The organism is Aestuariibaculum scopimerae, assembly GCF_059428085.1.
Genome location: NZ_CM182089.1, coordinates 2,847,914 through 2,866,531 on the forward strand (window position 1 = coordinate 2,847,914; position 18,618 = coordinate 2,866,531).

General features: G+C 35.4%; 14 protein-coding genes and 1 pseudogene. 10 read left to right on the forward strand and 5 right to left on the reverse strand.

The genetic code is table 11. The features are described 5' to 3' along the window. Window positions 1-26: 26 nt before the first annotated feature. The 5 genes from secA to AC5SR4_RS12395 all read right to left on the reverse strand — a co-directional run bounded on the left by secA (window position 27) and on the right by AC5SR4_RS12395 (window position 7,487). Window positions 27-3,380, reverse strand: a complete 3,354-nt coding sequence (gene secA / locus AC5SR4_RS12375) for a preprotein translocase subunit SecA (protein ID WP_495356554.1) — start codon at window positions 3,378-3,380, stop codon at window positions 27-29. A 164-nt stretch (window positions 3,381-3,544) separates the two neighbouring features. Continuing rightward, window positions 3,545-3,766, reverse strand: a complete 222-nt coding sequence (locus AC5SR4_RS12380) for a DUF2795 domain-containing protein (RefSeq protein WP_044638512.1) — start codon at window positions 3,764-3,766, stop codon at window positions 3,545-3,547. Between the two features lie 194 nt (window positions 3,767-3,960). Next, entirely contained in the window at window positions 3,961-4,533 is a 573-nt protein-coding gene (locus AC5SR4_RS12385; protein WP_495356555.1) for a cob(I)yrinic acid a,c-diamide adenosyltransferase, read from the reverse strand. Between the two features lie 305 nt (window positions 4,534-4,838). Continuing rightward, the gene (locus AC5SR4_RS12390) at window positions 4,839-5,612 is read right to left on the reverse strand and encodes an O-methyltransferase (protein ID WP_495356556.1); all 774 of its coding nucleotides are present in this window, start codon (window positions 5,610-5,612) and stop codon (window positions 4,839-4,841) included. Window positions 5,613-5,624: 12 nt separating this feature from the next. Then, on the reverse strand, window positions 5,625-7,487 hold the full coding sequence (locus tag AC5SR4_RS12395; protein ID WP_495356557.1) for an ABC-F family ATP-binding cassette domain-containing protein: 1,863 nt from the start codon (window positions 7,485-7,487) through the stop codon (window positions 5,625-5,627). 583 nt (window positions 7,488-8,070) lie between these two features. On the opposite strand from AC5SR4_RS12395, the gene AC5SR4_RS12400 reads away from it, so the two are divergent. The 10 genes and pseudogenes from AC5SR4_RS12400 to AC5SR4_RS12445 all read left to right on the forward strand — a co-directional run bounded on the left by AC5SR4_RS12400 (window position 8,071) and on the right by AC5SR4_RS12445 (window position 18,612). Then, window positions 8,071-8,871, forward strand: coding sequence for a hypothetical protein (locus tag AC5SR4_RS12400; RefSeq protein WP_495356558.1), 801 nt, complete (start codon window positions 8,071-8,073; stop codon window positions 8,869-8,871). Window positions 8,872-9,501: 630 nt separating this feature from the next. Beyond that, window positions 9,502-10,299, forward strand: coding sequence for a polysaccharide biosynthesis/export family protein (locus tag AC5SR4_RS12405; protein WP_495356560.1), 798 nt, complete (start codon window positions 9,502-9,504; stop codon window positions 10,297-10,299). Between the two features lie 7 nt (window positions 10,300-10,306). Further along, entirely contained in the window at window positions 10,307-12,766 is a 2,460-nt protein-coding gene (locus tag AC5SR4_RS12410) for an exopolysaccharide transport family protein (RefSeq protein WP_495356561.1), read from the forward strand. Between the two features lie 46 nt (window positions 12,767-12,812). Next, window positions 12,813-13,691, forward strand: a complete 879-nt coding sequence (locus tag AC5SR4_RS12415; protein ID WP_495356562.1) for an ABC transporter permease — start codon at window positions 12,813-12,815, stop codon at window positions 13,689-13,691. Between the two features lies 1 nt (window position 13,692). Next, window positions 13,693-14,484 (forward strand): annotated as a pseudogene (locus tag AC5SR4_RS12420) (ABC transporter ATP-binding protein); the annotation flags it as partial. Window positions 14,485-14,548: 64 nt separating this feature from the next. Then, window positions 14,549-14,980: a Wzt carbohydrate-binding domain-containing protein gene (locus AC5SR4_RS12425; RefSeq protein WP_495359184.1), complete on the forward strand. Its 432-nt coding sequence runs from the start codon at window positions 14,549-14,551 to the stop codon at window positions 14,978-14,980. Next, window positions 14,981-15,766 carry a sulfotransferase domain-containing protein gene (locus AC5SR4_RS12430; RefSeq protein WP_495356563.1) on the forward strand — a complete coding sequence of 262 codons (786 nt, stop codon included), beginning with the start codon at window positions 14,981-14,983 and terminating at the stop codon, window positions 15,764-15,766. Window positions 15,767-15,769: 3 nt separating this feature from the next. Continuing rightward, window positions 15,770-16,591, forward strand: coding sequence for a class I SAM-dependent methyltransferase (locus tag AC5SR4_RS12435; protein WP_495356564.1), 822 nt, complete (start codon window positions 15,770-15,772; stop codon window positions 16,589-16,591). A 4-nt stretch (window positions 16,592-16,595) separates the two neighbouring features. Next, window positions 16,596-17,696, forward strand: a complete 1,101-nt coding sequence (locus tag AC5SR4_RS12440) for a glycosyltransferase (RefSeq protein ID WP_495356565.1) — start codon at window positions 16,596-16,598, stop codon at window positions 17,694-17,696. Beyond that, on the forward strand, window positions 17,680-18,612 hold the full coding sequence (locus AC5SR4_RS12445; RefSeq protein ID WP_495356566.1) for a glycosyltransferase family 2 protein: 933 nt from the start codon (window positions 17,680-17,682) through the stop codon (window positions 18,610-18,612). Before AC5SR4_RS12440 ends, AC5SR4_RS12445 begins: the two co-directional genes overlap by 17 nt. Window positions 18,613-18,618: the final 6 nt, after the last annotated feature.

Sequence of the window (18,618 nt, forward strand, 5' to 3'; positions counted from 1 at the left end):
TTAAGATTATATAAAAATAAAAGATATTAGTCCTCAACCAAAACCCAATCGCCTTTAGCAATTAAGGGTTCGGCCTGTTTATATTTTAACGTTTTGTTTTCACCATTCATAACATGCTTTATAGTAACACGGTCGTTACGTCCAATCTTTGGTCGGTCGCGTACAATGGTTTCAACTACTTCAGGTTGGCGTTGTGTATTACCAGCAGCTCTATTTTGTGCAGAACGTTCATCTAGATTAGGAATTTCGTCCTTTTGAACATTTAACTTCTCTTGTTTACGGGCTCTGGCTTCTTGGATGGTGTTTTGTGTTTCCTGTGGCAGTTCCCCTTTAAACAAGAATGAAATAACATCTTTATTTACTTGATCAATCATAGCTTTAAACAATTCAAAAGCTTCAAATTTATAAATCAATAACGGATCTTTTTGTTCGTGAACAGCTAATTGTACCGATTGCTTTAACTCATCCATTTTACGTAAATGTGTTTTCCAAGCATCGTCTATAATGGCAAGAGTGATGTTCTTTTCAAAGTCATTTATTAGCTGTTTACCATTGGTTTTGTAAGCTTTCTCAAGATCGGTAACTACATTTAAGGTTTTAATGCCATCGGTAAATGGTACCACGATACGTTTAAATTTATCACTTTGTGTTTCATAAACATTTTTTATGACTGGAAAGGCAATATCAGCATTGCGTTCCATTTTCTCCCTATAATTCTCAAAAGCAGCACGGTATATTTTTGAAGTGATTTCTTGAGCAGTTAGTTTGTCAAATTCAGCTTCACTAATAGGCGAACTCATAGAGAAATAGCGAATTAACTCAAATTCTAGGTTTTTGTAATCGTTAGCAGCTTTGTTAGTCTCGGCTATGCCTTCGGAGGTATCAAAAATCATGTTTGCTAAATCCACGCGTAAACGTTCTCCAAATAAAGCATGGTGGCGTCGTTTATAGACCACTTCGCGTTGTGCGTTCATAACATCGTCGTACTCTAACAAGCGCTTACGCACACCAAAGTTGTTTTCTTCCACTTTTTTCTGGGCACGCTCAATAGATTTAGAGATCATAGAGTGTTGGATTACTTCACCTTCTTTAAGTCCCATGCGGTCCATCATTTTGGCAATACGCTCACTACCAAATAAACGCATGAGGTTATCTTCAAGTGATACATAAAATTGAGAGCTTCCAGGATCTCCTTGGCGTCCAGCACGACCACGCAATTGGCGGTCTACACGTCGTGAGTCATGGCGCTCGGTACCTACAATGGCTAAACCTCCTGCTTTTTTAACTTCGTCAGTTAATTTAATATCGGTACCACGACCTGCCATATTGGTAGCAATGGTAACTTGTCCAGACCGTCCAGCTTCAGCAACAATATCAGCTTCTTTTTTGTGCAATTTCGCGTTTAGCACGTTATGCGGAATTTTACGAATGGCCAGCATCTTGGCCAACAATTCACTAATTTCTACCGAAGTGGTACCAATTAATACGGGACGACCAGCTTGCGATAGCTGTGTAACTTCCTCGATAACGGCATTGTATTTTTCACGTTTGGTTTTATAAACCAAATCGTCTCTATCATCTCGTGCAATGGGACGGTTGGTTGGAATTTCAACCACATCCAATTTGTAGATTTCCCAAAACTCACCAGCTTCGGTAACCGCAGTACCGGTCATACCAGATAGCTTGCGGTACATTCTAAAGTAATTTTGAAGTGTTACGGTAGCAAATGTTTGGGTGGCGTCTTCTATCTTTACGTTTTCTTTAGCCTCGATTGCTTGGTGCAAACCATCACTATAACGACGTCCGTCCATTATACGGCCCGTTTGCTCATCTACAATCATTACCTTATTGTCTATTACCACATATTGAATGTCTTTTTCAAATAGGGCATAGGCCTTTAAAAGCTGGTTTAAGGTATGGATACGTTCAGATTTTACACTAAAGTCTTTATAGAGTTCTTCTTTAAGTTTGGCTTCTTCTTCTATAGGTAGTTTTTGGTTTTCAATTTTAGCAATCTCTAAACCAATTTCTGGCATGATAAAGAAGTCTGGATTGTCTTTTCCTGAAAGATATTCAATACCTTTATCTGTAAGTTCTACTTGATTGTTTTTTTCTTCGATAACATAGTACAATTCGGCATCAACTTTTGGCATTTCGCGATTGTTGTCCTGCATGTAGAAGTTCTCGGTTTTTTGAAGAAGTTGTTTTACACCTTCTTCACTTAAAAACTTAATAAGTGCCTTATTTTTAGGGATACCACGGTAAGCACGTAATAAGAGGAACCCACCTTCTTTGGTGTCACCTTCTTTGATAAGTTTTTTGGCTTCGGCCAATACCCCAGTTAGGTATTTACGCTGTACAGAAACAATATCGTCTACTTTAGGTTTTAACTCGGTAAACTCATGGCGTTCACCTTGTGGAATGGGGCCTGAAATGATTAATGGTGTACGGGCATCGTCCACTAAAACAGAGTCTACCTCATCGACAATTGCAAAATGGTGCTGACGCTGTACAAGATCATTGGGCGAATGCGCCATATTATCACGTAAGTAGTCGAAACCAAACTCGTTATTGGTACCATAGGTAATATCGGCGTTGTAAGCATTTTTACGGGCTTCAGAATTGGGTTGGTGGTAATCAATACAATCTACAGTTAGACCGTGGAATTGAAAGAGTGGTGCCATCCATGCGCTATCACGCTTTGCTAGATAATCGTTTACTGTTACAAGGTGCACCCCTTGTCCGGATAGTGCGTTTAGGTAAATGGGCAATGTTGCTACCAGGGTTTTACCTTCACCGGTTTGCATTTCGGCAATTTTACCTTGGTGCATAGCAACCCCGCCTATAAGTTGTACGTCGTAGTGTACCATGTCCCAAGTGATGGGCTTACCGGCAGCATCCCATGAATTGGCCCATGTGGCTTTGTCGTCATCCAGTGTTACGTAATCTTTGGTGCCAGACAATTCCCTATCAAAAGTATTGGCTGTAACTGTAATGGATGTATTGTTTGTGAAACGTTTTGCGGTTTCCTTAATAACGGCAAATGCTTCGGGAAGTATTTCGTTTAAAACACCTTCTGTGGTGTTATAGATATCATCTTTAATCTTGTCAACCTCTAGGTAGATATCTTCACGTTCGTCTATGTCTTCAGTATTTTCAGCTTTCTCAAGAAGTGTCGCTATGTTATCGTTTAGGGGTTTGGTGGCTTCGGCAATTTTGGCTTTAAACTCAGCTGTTTTAGCACGTAGAGCATCGTGTGATAGCGCTTCTATTGCTGATTCAAAGGATTTAATTTTATCAACTACAGGCATGATGGCTTTTACATCTTGTTTAGATTTATCGCCAACAAACACCTTAAGTACAGAATCTAAAAAACTCATGTGTCTGTGATTTTATGTTTATTCTAGGGTATTCCCTAGATATTTTTATTAGTGTAATCTTTACAAAAAGAACATTCAAAGATACATTTTGTAATGCGTTTTTGTAAAGATTAAGGATAAAAAAAAGTCTCTTACCGAGACTTTTAACTTTTCTTTATGCTTTATTAATATTCATCCTCATTCCAGAGGTAATCTTCGTCCGTTGGATAGTCTGACCAAATTTCATCTATTGAATCGTAAGCATCACCTTCATCTTCAATAGACTGCAAATTTTCAACAACCTCCAAAGGGGCTCCAGTTCTGATAGCGTAATCTATTAACTCGTCTTTTGTTGCTGGCCAAGGTGCATCACTTAAATAAGATGCTAATTCTAAAGTCCAATACATATTGTATGCGTTTAAATTTTGTGCAAAAATAATTTTTTAGTTTAAACACACAAGAAAAAAATGAAATATTTGATTATTATTTAAAAGAACGTATATTTTTTGCTGTGTAAACAACGAAATTATTATTTGCTTTGTTAATATTTTAGGCACACTACAAAGATTATTGGTTATTACTGGTAATTTAGTAATGGTGGTTATTCCTTTTCGGGAATCCACTTAATCTCTTTTGCCTGTAGATCGTAGGACAACTTCCGTGCCAACACAAAAAGGTAGTCAGATAGGCGGTTTAGGTATATGAGTGCATGTGATTCTACAGGAGTGATGTCATTAAGTGCTACAGCCAAACGCTCTGCTCTACGGCATACACAACGGGCAATGTGACAGAATGACACCGTTTGGTGTCCTCCAGGTAACACAAAGTGTGTCATAGCAGGCAATGCATCATTCATGGTATCCATTTCCTGTTCTAACAGTTCTATATCTTTATTGGATATTTTGGGGATGTTTAGGCGCTCTTTGCCACTTTTTAAAATAGCTTTTTCTGGATCGGTTGCTAAGATAGCTCCAATGGTAAATAACCTATCTTGAATCTTAATAATGATATCCTTGTAGTGGGGATTGATTTCTTGATCTCTTATAAGCCCTAAATGTGAATTTAATTCATCTACAGTTCCATAACTTTCAATACGGATATGGTGCTTGGGCACACGGGTGCCGCCAAAGAGTGCTGTGGTTCCTGTGTCGCCAGTTTTTGTGTAGATCTTCATGCTGCTAAGTTAAAAGTTAAAAGTTAAAAGTTAAAAGTTTTTTAGTGGTAATTATGCCATGATTGGTTTTCACCCTTCCGTCCCCACGCTTAGGGCGTGGTGCCACCTTCCCTCCAGGGAAGGAATTCCTTGTTTGTAGGGGTTTGTTTTTAATGCAAAGTTAGGTGTTTGTTTACATAAAATAGCTGATAATAAGTAATTAGGGATTGAAACATAAAATAACTGATATGAAATTCCTTCCCTTTGAGGGAAGGTGCCAATTGTTTTTCTTAAAAACGATTGGCGGAAGGGTGAAATTTTAAAAACTAAACCCTAATTATAAAATGTTCTTTGGCCTGTTCTTTTCTGAAAAACACGAAGCCCCAGAAGAACGTGTCAATCGTTACGGTTACTTTGGGGTGGTGTTTTATGGCTTCCCAGGCTTGGGTCATGCCTTTGGACCAATGGATATCGTCTATTATAAAGACGGTGTTGTTGTGCGTTGTGGGCAGGAGTGTCTCAAAATATTGTATGGTAGCTTCTTTTTTGTGGTTGCCATCTAGGAAGATAAGGTCATAGGTTTTGGGTATTAGGTCTTTGAGTGTATCGTTAAAATGTCCGGTGATTAGGGATATGTTGTTTAATTGCTTGGCTTTGAAGTTGTTTTTGGTGACTTTGGAAATGTTGGGGCAGCCTTCTAGAGTGGTGATGTGGGCTTTGGGGTTAGCTAGGCTCATGGCTTGGGTAGCGATGCCTAAAGAGGTCCCTAATTCTAAGATGTTGGTTGGGTTGAAATAGTGGGTAATACGGTATAGAAGTTTAGCCCGTTTATTGGTGGTTCCGGCATGTTTTGCGATGTCTGAAATACGGCGTTCTTGTTGTTTGGTTATGCGGGATCCAACGCCTAAATCGGTAACTGTTATGCTGTTGCGGTCTTTGAGTAGGGCATTTCGATAACTTTTGAGTCTATCATACTCAGGGTATTTTGCTTTATCATAAAAGCATTTGGTGACCAGCTCGTAAACAAAAGGGGAGTGGACTCCATGTTGGTTGGTGGACTTGATTAGGTATTTTAGGTATTGTGTGATTAAATGATTCAAAGATTCAATAATTTAACTTTCTAGTTTGGAGGATAGTTCAAACCAACGGGTCTCTTTGGCTTCAATAGTATCTAATAGATCCTGCAGTTCTTGAGATAACTTATTAATAGCGTCTTGGGATAGCTCGGGGTTGTTGAATTTGGCCTCTAGTTGTTTCTTGTCGTAATCTAAGGAGTTTAGCTTGCTTTCTATGTTTTTAAGTTCTTTTTCTTCGTTATAGGTAAGTTTACTGGCCTCGTTCTTTTTCACGGAGACTTTGTCTTTTTTGTCTTCGGTGGTATTGGAAACGACTGGTTGGCTGTCTTCATATACACGGTAGTCGGTGTAGTTGCCGGGGAAATCTTCAATAATACCTTCGCCTTTAAATATGAATAGGTGGTCTACTACTTTGTCCATAAAGTATCGGTCGTGTGATACGACGATGATGCAGCCTGGAAAGTCCAGTAGGAAGCTTTCTAATACGTTTAGGGTTACGATATCTAAATCGTTTGTAGGCTCATCTAGAATGAGGAAGTTTGGGTTTTGTATAAGCACGGTGCAGAGGTAGAGGCGCTTGCGTTCGCCACCACTTAGCTTTTCTACATAGTCGTATTGTTTTTTTCGGTCGAAAAGGAAGCGTTCCAGTAATTGTTGTGCGCTTATTTGACGGCCTTTTTTTAGTGGGATATAGTCGCCAAACTCGCGGATAACGTCTATTACCTTTTGTTGGGGCTTTACGGTTATACCGCTTTGGGTATAGTAACCAAACTTGATGGTATCGCCTGTAACTACTTTTCCAGAATCTGGTGCTGTGGTTTTGGTGAGTATGTTTAAGAAGGTGGTTTTTCCTGTGCCATTTTTACCGATAATGCCTACGCGTTCACTTTTTTGGAAGGTGTAGTCGAACTTGTCTAGTATGATTTTGTCTTTGAATGCTTTGGATACTTTATGGAATTCCAAGATTTTACTGCCCAGGCGCTCCATGTTAAGTTCTAGTTGTACTTGGTGGTCTTTACGGCGTTGGTGCGCACGGTGTTTTATATCTTGAAAATCGTCTATGCGTGATTTGGATTTGGTGGTTCGTGCTTTGGGTTGGCGACGCATCCACTCTAGTTCTTTTTTGAACAGTTGTTTGGCTTTTCCGGTTTCTACTTCTGTGCGTTCTATACGGGCATCGCGTTTTTCCAGATAATAGGAGTAGTTGCCTTTGTAGGTGTATAGCTCGCCTTCATCCAGTTCGATAATTTCATTGCATACGCGTTCTAGGAAATACCTATCGTGGGTTACCATGAACAGTGTGATGTTTTCTTTGGCGAAAAAGGCTTCTAGCCACTCGATCATTTCTAAATCGAGGTGGTTGGTAGGCTCATCGAGAATGAGTAGGTCGGGTTTGTTTATAAGGGCATTGGCGAGTGCCAAGCGTTTTTTTTGTCCGCCGGAAAGGGTACTTACCTTTTGGTCCAGGTTTTCGAGTTTTAGTTTAAAGAGTATTTGTTTGTACAGTGTTTCGAAATCCCAGGCTTGGTGTACTTCCATTTGTTCGAAGGCTTTTTGGTATGCTTCGGTGTCTTCGGGGTTTTCCAGGGCTTTTTCGTAGGCTTCTATTACTTTAAGAATGGCATTGTCGCTAGCAAAGATGGTTTGTTCTACGGTAAGCTCTTTATCAAATTTGGGGTCTTGGGAAAGGAAGGACACGGTTATGCCTTTTCGGTAGGTTATGGTACCGTTATCGGGCTGGTCATCTCCTGAAATGATATTTAATATGGATGTTTTGCCTGTTCCGTTTTTTGCTACAAAGGCTGTTTTTTGGTCTTTGTGTATGCTAAAGGATAGGTTTTGGAAGAGGGTTAGTTCTCCGTAGGATTTGGATATGTTTTCGACTGTTAGATAGTTCAAGGTGTCTGTTTTTTTGCAAAGTTAGTGTGTTGCCATGAATTCACGAATTATTTCTTTGGTATTTGGTGTTTGTTGTAATATGTTGATTTTTATGTATTTATGTTTACTTACAGTTTTTAACTTATGCTTTTTTATTGTTTGTTTGAAATAACTTACTTGGTTAACTAAGGGTTCATGATATGGTTAACTATCGTGGCATTATGGTTAAGTAGTGATGAACCTGTGGTGAACCTGTAGTTAATTTGTGGTGAACCTTGGGTTGCTGTGTGGTGTGGTTTTGGTTATGTGTTGGTACAACTGCATGTTTTTTGTGGTTTTTATTCTTACATTTTATTGTTTTTTATTGTAGAAAAAAGTTTAATATTTTTTTAACATGTTGCTTACGTCTATAAATGTTAATTCTTATGTATATAAAAATAGTTACGGACAGTTTCTTTCCCCTCGAATAAACTAAAAGTACATTTTTCCGATAGGCCTATTGGTATTTTAAGATTCTCAAAAAGTTTGGGAACATTTGTTTAATCAGAATTTGAGTTGCTTTAAAAATAAAGTATGCAACACGGATTCACAATACATAGAAGATATGGCGAAGCAGAAAGGATACATAGGTATCGACGGCTCCTTAGGGGAGTTAAATTTTTATCGTAAAAATGGAATAAATTATATTAGACTTAAAGGTGGTGTGGATAAAGAACGTATTGAAAGTGATAAGGCTTTTAAGCGTACTCGTGAGAATATGAGCGAGTTTGGTGGTGCGGCAGTGGTTGGTAAGGCTTTGAGAGGCGGGTTTAAGTCTGTTATTAAACGTGTGGCTGATAGTAGGCTTGTTGGAAGATTAACGGGTGTTATGAAGCGTATTAATTCTAAAGGCACTGGTATTAGAGGTCAGCGGTCGTTTGAAATATTGGACAATAAAGCGCTTTTGGTTGGTGTTGATTTTAATAAATACAAACCGTTAAATTCGGTGTTTTATGCACCTAATACACCTCCTTCCCTGGATATGAACAGAAGTATTTCTACTTGGGTTATACCAGATTTTAATACGTCTAATTATATTAATGCCCCTGAAGGAGCTACCCACTTTAAATTAATTTTGGCATCTACTGTTTTAAGTGATTATGTTTATAATTCGACTGATAAGGTTTATGGCCCTGTAAATGCTGAAGAAGATGGTACGCACGGTATTGTTTTTAGTAATGAAATTGCATTGGGTGGTATGGTTGGTGCTGATACGACGTTGACTGTAGATTTGGGGTTTGGTGCTGTATTACCGGATACGTTGGGTGTTATTAGTGCTGTTGGTATTGTTTTTTATCAGGAGCTTAATGGCTTGTTTTATGAATTGGCCAGTGATAATTCGATGCGGATTGATGCGGTGGGGTGATGATTTTTAATTAAATTATTTTGGAAAGGCTGTCTTTTTTAAGATGGTCTTTTTTTTCTTTACTTTCTTTATTCGTCCATTCTATTTTTTTAGAGGAACTCATGATATGCTCCGCAGTTCATTGATGAAGAAAGTAACAAAGAAATCTAGGCTGATTTTTAATTCTTTGAAAATCCGCTTCAAGGCTCCTGCCTTTCCGCCGGCTGGCCCGTTCGCTAAAAATGTCCACCGGACATTTTCTTAACGCTCCGTCCTGCGTTGCAACCGCTTCGCCTTGAACGCCTTCACGCCATCTGGCTCCTGCACTAAATCTTTCTACTAGAAAGATTCTTAACGCTTGGCCCTACTACGGAATTAAAAATAGGCCAGGGGCCTGCCTAGTGGTCTTTGTTTGTTGATTGATTTTGTTTTCTTTCTGTTTTCTTTTTTTTTGCTAATGGTTCTTGTTAGGCTTCGTTTGCTGCCTTTGTTGCAAAATGTATTTTGCTCTTCTGTAATGCTTGAACTGACAAACTGCTTTTGAACTGGTATTTGGAATATGTTGTTTTTGAGAGAATTGTCAAAATTTAAATTATAAGTTTTTATATTGTGGGTTAAAGGTTATATTTGTCTTTAAACACATTATCTGGAATGAAACGATTGCTCTTACTTTTCTGCTTAACAATCTGTATTTTATTTTCTTCTTGTATTACGAATAAGGATGTGGTTTATCTACAGGAAAAGGGCACTGTTGTTAGTGATTCTCCTGGGCTAAAGGAAACGTCTAAGCCGTATCGGGTTCAGGTTAATGATATTTTAAGTATTCGGGTGAAGGCCCTTGATGAAGAGTTGACTTCTATTTTTAACCCTGTGGATGTGGGTAGCAATAATGCCTCCCAAAATGGTTCTCAGTTATATTTTAATGGGTTTACGGTTGATTTACACGGAAATATTAAGTTTCCTATTTTGGGTGAATTGAATGTGTTGGGCTATACGATTGCTGAAATTGAGGCTTTGGTTAAAAAGGAATTGTTGGCACAGTATTTTAAGGAGACTGCTGAAATATTTGTAACGGTTAAGTTGGCTGGGTTACGCTATACGGTGACTGGTGAGGTAAATGGTACGGGGGTTAAGACGCTGTTTCAAGACCGTGTGAATATTATTGAGGCGCTTGCTAATGCAGGTGATATAAAGGCTACGGGTGATAGAAAGGATGTTTTGGTGATTAGGCAATACCCGGACGGCCAACAGATACACCATATTGATTTAACGGACATTGCGGCTATGCAATCGCCGTTTTATTATATTCAGCCTAATGATATGATTTTGGTAAAGCCTTTAAAGCGTAAGGTTATTGGTGCAGGGCAAACGGCTATACAAAATATTACCACTATTGCGTCTATATTTTCGGTGATTGTGTCGACTTATTTTTTAACTAAAAACCTGTAATGTAGTTATGCTTGATGAATTTGAATCTTCGGACGCTATCTCATCAACTTTTGATATCAAAAAGTTTCTGTTTAGGGCTTTGAGTTATTGGAAGTTTTTTTTGGTATTGTTGGCTATTGGGTTTTTTATTGTGTACCAAAAAAACATTCGGGAAGAGTTTTCATATCAATTAGGCACAAAAATATCTGTGGAAAATGATAATAACCCCTTATTTACTTCTAACGCCAGTTTGACTTTTAACTGGGGTGGGGTAACGTCTAAATTACAGACCATTATTGTGACTTTACAATCTAGGACCCATCATGAAAAGGTGGTGGACCGGTTGGAGTTTTACAAAAGCTATTTAAGGCAGGGACGTTTTAGGAAACAGGATATTTATAAGGCCGCGCCTTTTCGGTTTAACCATGATTACAATGCCCCACAGCTTATTAATATGCCTGTAAAGGTTACGTTTACTGACCCTAGTAGTTATGAGCTTGAAATTGATTTTCAAAATCCTGTGGTGGCAGCCCAAAATTATATTACCAAGACTATTACTAGAATTGATGTGCCCGTGGGGATTTATAAGGAACAATTTCGCGTAGGTGATACGATTGTACTTCCGTATTTTAAAGGTGTGATTACTTTGGCTGAGGATAGAAAACCTACTGTTGGTGAACCGTTTTTTATACAATTCAGCAATTTTGATGGTGTGGTGTCCAGTTATCAAAATAGAACAGGTGTTTCTAATGTACAGGGATCGCCCATACTGGATATTTCTTTAATTGATAAGAACACCGAAAAGATTGTAGATTACTTGAATGCTATGGTTTCTGTTTTGAGTGAAGATCAATTGGAGCGTAAAAACCAGTATTCCACCAATGCCATTAAGTTTATTGATGAACAAATTTTGAGGGTTAAGGAGGAACTGTTGGATAATGCGGATGCCTTAAATGCCTACCGTAAGGAGAATAAGATTTATAATTTGGATGATGAGAGTGCGTTACTTAATGATAAATTTGTTAAGCTGGATAATAATAAGGAATCTATTAATAGGCAATTGGACTATTATGCCAATCTTAAAAATTATTTGTTAACCAGTAGTTCGTTTACTGATATCCCTGCGCCTTCTATTGCAGGTATAAGTGATGGGAATATATTGAACAATGTTTCTAAAATTAATGAGCTGTCGGTTCAAAAATCGAAATTACAGTATTCTGTGCGTAAGGATGCGACTGTTTTTGATGATTTAAACCGACAAATAGAGGGGTTGAAGAATGTGTTACTGGAAAATATTAGTTCGGTAACTAATGGTTTAAAGCGCGAGTTGGACCAGGTTAACAAGGACTTGAGCTTGGTGGAACTGCAGTTTAGTAAATTACCTGAGGACCAACAGCAGCTTATTAATATTGAGCGCCAGTATTCCTTGAGTCAGCAAACCTACAACCTCTTTTTGGCTAAGCGTGGGGAGGCTGAGATTATAAAAGCGTCTAATGTGTCGGATATTTTGGTGATTGATCCTGCTAAGAATACAGGTGCTACGGTGTTGGGTAGAAACTTAAATGTAAGGTATATATTGGCCTTTTTTCTGGCTTTATTGATTCCTTTGTTATTAGCTTTTGTTTTGACCTTTTTGGATAACAATATCCATAGCCCCATGGATGTTGAAAAGTTAACCAAGATTCCTATTTTGGGTGTGGTGGGTAAAAATAAGTTGGACAACAATTTGGTGGTGCATAGAAAGCCCAAATCGGCCGTTGCGGAATCGTTTCGGGCCATTCGGTCTGGACTGCAATATTTTTATAAAACCCAGGCTTTAGTAGGCGCTAAAACAGTTATGGTGACCTCGTCGGTAAGTGGAGAAGGGAAAACCTTTTGTTCTATTAATGTGGCTACGGTATTTGCGTTAAGTGGAAAGAAAACGATTTTATTGGGTTTGGATTTGAGAAAGCCCAAGATATTTGATGATTTTAATATTGAAAATGATTTGGGCATTGTTAATTATTTGATTGGACAGGAGCCTTTGGATAGGGTGATACAAAAAACGGATATTGCCCATTTGGACGTGATTACGTCTGGCCCGGTACCCCCAAACCCCTCGGAATTGTTGCTTCATGATAAACTGGATGAGCTTATTGATGATTTGAAAACCACTTATGATTATATTGTATTGGATACGCCCCCTATAGGTTTGGTAGCGGATGCACTGGAGTTGATTGAGCATGTGGATGCCTCGTTGTATGTGATTCGGCAAGATTATACCAAGCGGGAGATGCTTAATTTTATTAACGAAAAGTATAGAACCAAGCAGGTTAAGAATATAAGTATTATTTATAATGGTTACGACCAAAAAGCTAAATACGGTTATGGCTACGGCTATGGTTACGGTTATGGCTATGGTTATGGTAATTATGCGAATGGGTACCATGAGAGTAATTCAAAGCCCAGTTTTATAAAGCGTTTTAAGAAGTTTTTTAGAAAAAGCTGATAGGGTGTTAGTTGCCCTTTAATTTATTAATAGAATATTTGTTGTTTTGAGCAATTCATCCAAAAATACAGATTGGCTTTATACCATTTCTCCCAAAAAAAGATTTATTGACCTTAATTTTAAAGAGATATGGCATTATCGGGACTTATTGTTGTTGTTTGTAAAACGTGATGTAATAACACTATATAAACAGACCATTTTAGGGCCTTTATGGTATTTTATACAGCCTTTGTTTACAACATTAACTTTTACGTTGATATTTAATAACTTAGCAAATATACCGACAGGAAATGGTGTTCCCTCGTTTTTATTTAATTTAGCTGGATTAACTTGTTGGAACTATTTTAGTGTTTGCTTAACTGGTACTAGTAGTACGTTTTTAAATAATCAAAGTATTTTTGGTAAGGTATATTTCCCTAGAATTATTGCTCCTTTATCTGTTGTTATTTCAAACTTGGTTAAGTTTGGTATTCAATTATTGGTGTTTATAGGGTTTTATGTTTATTTTATATTTTTTACAAGCAAAGCTTTTCAAGTTTCGCCTACACCTTATATTTTGTTGCTTCCCGTATTAATAGTACTGATGGCTTTGTTGGGATTAGGGTTTGGTATGTTAGTATCTTCTTTAACCACAAAGTACCGAGATTTAACTTATTTGGTTGGTTTTGGCGTGCAGTTGCTTATGTATGGATCGGCGGTTATGTACCCATTGTCGTATTTTAAAGCACAATTGCCTAATTATGCTTGGTTGGTAGCATATAACCCAATGACCGTTTTTATAGAACTGTTTAGGTATATGACTTTAGGAGTAGGGACGTTTTCGGTAACTACTTTTTTATATGCAACCTTAGTAAGTATATGTTGTTTTTTATTGGGACTGATTGTTTTTAATAGAACAGAGAAAAATTTTATAGATACTGTGTGATATGAAAAACAGTGATATTGTATTAAAAGTAGAACATTTAAGCAAGCAGTATCGATTAGGTTTGGTAGGCACGGGAACCATAAGTCATGATCTTAACCGTTGGTGGCACCGCATTCGTGGCAAAGAAGATCCGTATTTAAAAATAGGCGAGGTTAATGATAGAAGTATTAAAGGGACCTCTGATTACGTTTGGGCATTACAGGATATTAATTTTGAAGTAAGGCGTGGCGAAGTTTTGGGTATTATTGGCAAGAACGGTGCTGGAAAATCGACGCTTCTTAAGATACTTTCTAAAGTAACGAGTCCAACTACTGGTGAGATAAAGACCAAAGGACGTATTGCATCGTTGCTAGAGGTAGGTACAGGTTTTCATCGAGAAATGACAGGGCGGGAGAATATTTATTTAAATGGCGCAATTTTAGGGATGACCAAAAAAGAAATTAATTCTAAAATAGATGAAATTATAGCCTTTTCGGGCTGTGAACGCTATATAGATACTCCTGTAAAGCGTTATTCTTCAGGTATGACTGTAAGATTGGCATTTGCAGTGGCCGCGTTTTTAGAGCCTGAAATATTGGTAATAGATGAAGTGCTAGCGGTAGGTGATGCTGAATTTCAAAAAAAAGCCATTGGTAAGATGCAAGACATTAGTAAGGGGGATGGTAGGACGGTATTGTTTGTTAGTCATAATATGGCAGCAATTCGTAAACTATGTAATAAAGCTATTGTACTAGAAAACGGAAGTATTGTTTTTGAAGGAACTCAGAACGAAGCTGTTGACTTTTATTTAAAGGAAAAAAAAATTAAAAGCAGAAATAGAATTAATTGATAGAGAAGATAGGACAGGTAGGGGGGGGATAAAATTTTCAAAAGTTGAATTATTAAATGAGTTTAACAAAAAAATAGTTTCAATCACTTCAGGCGAATTTTTGAGAATAAACATTTATATAAATATTGAAGAGAAAATTAAAGAAAATTTAGTTTTTGGGTTATCAGTAAAAGATGTAAATGAAAATATAGTAGCAATGATTGTTTCTGATGAAATGGGGGTTAACATAAATGAAATTATAAATAAAGGTTACATAAGTATAGATTTTAATAGACTTTTGTTAAGAGGAGGGGCTTATTATCTTACATTATTATTGTCTAAGAAAAATACTGAAAGAGAAAATCACCTTGATAGAATTGATAGTGGTTTTCTTTTAACTGTGGATAGAGGAGATGTATTTAATATAGGTAAATTAAACAGAGGTAAAGCAACCACTATACCAATAGTGAAAATTAGATAGATGAAGGATAGTTTTAGAAAAATCTTATATGCGAGGATGAGCCTATTAGGTTTTATTAATTATAAAGAGAGTTGCTATTTAGATAAATTTTCTCATATATTCATAGCATGTCTTCCTAAATCAGGAAGTACTTTTATAGCTAATGTTTTAAAAAATATTACTAAATATGAATTTATTCAACTTCAACCTATTAGAGGGACTAATGATCATAATATAGATAGATTAACTTTATTAGAAGCCCTAAACAAGAACACTATTACCCAATTGCATGCAAAATGTAATGACAATAATCTGCTATATTTAAAAAAATTTGGAATAAAAGTTGTCTTTTTGAATAGAGGTATTTTAGACTCATTACGATCATTGCATAATCATATTTTAAATGAAAATAACAGGTGGTTTATGTTTTCAATCTCTAAAGGATTTAGTAGTTGGGAAATCGAAAAGCAATTTGATTTTATGATAGATTTAATTTTACCTTGGTATGTCAATTTTATTGTTTCTTGGAAAAATGAATTAGATAATAAGAATATAAAAGTTTTAGAAATAAATTTTGAAGCTTTTAAATCAAATAATATTTTAGAGATAAAAAAAATACTAGATTTTTATGATTTTCAATATTCAGATGAACAAGTTGAAAAAGGTTTAAAAAAATCTTATTTGGATAAAGACAAATTACGGGTTAATAATGATAATAAAAAAGTATATTATCAATTTTCTAATGTTCAGTTAGAGAGAGTAAAAAAATTACTAAACTACTATCAAGAATATAATATTAGATTATAATAAATGAAAAACTCATTGACTTTTTATAATAATTTTGATAAAAAATTATTAAAAGATTATGTTTTTGGTAATAAAAGAATGGAATCGGCAATAATAAATTTAGGGAGATTTATACCAAAAGATTCTAGTTCTATTTTAGATATAGGTTGTGGTATTGGTTGGAGTAGTCATGAATTTTCTTTAAGATTTACCAAAGCAGAGATAAAAGGTATAGATTTAAGTCCAGTTTTAATTGATAAGGCTAGATTGTTATTTGATAGGTATAATTTACAATATGAGGTCTTTGACATTACAAAAGAATTGCCAAAACAAAAATATGATGCAGTATTAATGATTGATGTTTATGAGCATATTCCAAAGATAAATCGTTCCTTTTTTCATAAAGCATTGAAACAGTTGTTGAAAGATCAAGGACGTTTGATCTTAGCCTGTCCATCTAAACATCATCAGCAATGGTTAAAATTAAATAATCCAAATGGATTGCAACCAGTAGATGAATATCTAGATTTTTATAATATAGCCTCTTTAGCTCGAGACATTAATGGAGAAATAATTTATTTTGAGTACCAAAATATCTGGAGATCATTAGATTATTTTTACGCGGTAATTGAAATTGAACCAAAATATATTAGCAGTTGTTTAAGATTTAGTGATAATTATAAAATAGAAAATAAATTATCCAGGCATAAAAGGGTTAAATCAAGGCTGAATTTAAATATGGAAATTGAGCAACCTAAATCCAAGGTAAGTTTTAATCAAAAGATTTTAGATAATTTGAAATATATAAAAGCATTAATTATAAATAATAAAAAAAGAAACTATTAATATTTTGAATTTAGCCTTTTTTTCTAATAAACCCTATCATGAGAGCGAAACTTTTATAAAGGCTCAGATAGACAAGTTACCGTTTAATATTATACAATACTGGGGTTATGAAGTGCCGTTTAATATAAAAAAGAGAGATTGTTTACTGGTTAGAATTTTACGACGTTTTAAATTATTAAAAAAAAATAACTTTGAAATTCTAGTTAAAGATCTTAGAGATTATAATATAAAAGTAATATTGGCACAGTATGGTATTATAGGAGCAAAAGTGTTACCTGTATGTCGCTTTTTAGATTTGCCTTTAGTTGTTCATTTCCATGGGCATGATGCTGTTAGAAATAGTGTTTTAGAATCTTATAAAGCAGATTACATTACAATGTTTAATTATAATAAAACTGTAGTTATCTCAGTGAGTAATGAAATGACTGAACGTTTGATGCAAATTGGATGTCCTAAAGATAAAATAGTTTATAATCCTTATGGCCCCGATACTGATTTTTTTAACTTGGAATTAAGCTATAAAAAACTACAATTTATTGGTGTAGGACGTTTTGTAGAAAAAAAGGCACCACATTTAACAATATTGGCTTTCTATAATGTAGCTAAAATTTATCCAGATTCTGAACTTATAATGGCCGGAACAGGAATATTGTTAGATAGTTGCAAAGATTTAGTAGAAGCTTTAGGTTTAAAGAATCAAGTTTTATTTCCTGGTCGAATTACGCCCAATCAATTTAAAACTTACATAGTAGAATCGATAGCTTTTGTACAACATTCTATCACTGCCCAAGATAACGATATGGAAGGAACGCCGGTAGCAATTTTAGAAGCAAGTGGAGCTGGTTTACCTGTTGTTAGCACATATCATGCTGGAATTCCAGATATTGTTGTTGATGGAGAAACAGGACTGTTGAGTGTAGAAAAAGATATTGAAGCAATGTCTAAGAATATGATTTGGATACTAGATAATAAGAGTCTAGCTATAAAGATGGGTAAGGCAGGCAAAGAACGGGTGTCAAGTTTTTTTACAATGGATAAATACATTTCTAAGCTTACTGAAGTTATTTTATCTGTAACTATAACAACAAATGGTAAAAGAAAATAATTTAATATCCATAATAATTCCAACTTTTAATCGTGCCCATTTAATATGTGAGACACTAGACTCTATTTTGGACCAAAGTTATGAATATTGGGAATGTTTAATTATAGATGATGGCAGTGATGATCATAGTGATTCTGTTATTGGTAATTATGTAAAGCAAGATAGTCGCTTTAGATATTTTAAAAGGCCTAGTAGTAAAAAAAAAGGAGCTAATACTTGTAGGAATATAGGTTTGCAATTTGCTAAAGGAGAATATATTGTATTTTTTGATAGCGATGATTTAATGACTCCTAATCATCTAAAAGTTAAGTATAAAGGTATAAAAGAAAATGATTGTGATTTTGTAATAACAAGAACCAAATATTTTAATGCTGATAATTCAGGAATAGATAGTTATTACACTTTTCATACTTACCCTATTACATTATATAACTATATTACACAAAAATTAAATTGGTTGACACTGGATGTATGTGTTAAATCCAAACTAGCTAATGCAATTAGATTTAATGAAAATTTAAAATCAGGACAAGAGTATAACTATTTTAGTAAACTCTTAATTATTTCAACCAATGCAGTTTTTATTGATGAGATTGTATCATTAAGAAGATATCATAATGATTCTATAAGGAGTAAACTAGTTTTAAAAAAAGATTTGAACGAAAGTACTTTTAGGGTTTGTTGGTTTACTTATTTAGATATAAAGCATAAGTGCGAGAAGAAATCACGTCTGTTTTTGTTAAAAAAATGTATCTATGTTTACTATTTAGAGAGAAAAATGTTTATAAGGTTTAAAGTTCCTTTTATCATGGCTGTTTTAAAAGAATATGGTATTAATGGTGTGAACTTTTTACTTATGTTAGGTTCTTTAAATTTCTTTGGAAAAGGATATTATTTTTATAAAAAGATAAATTAATATTTT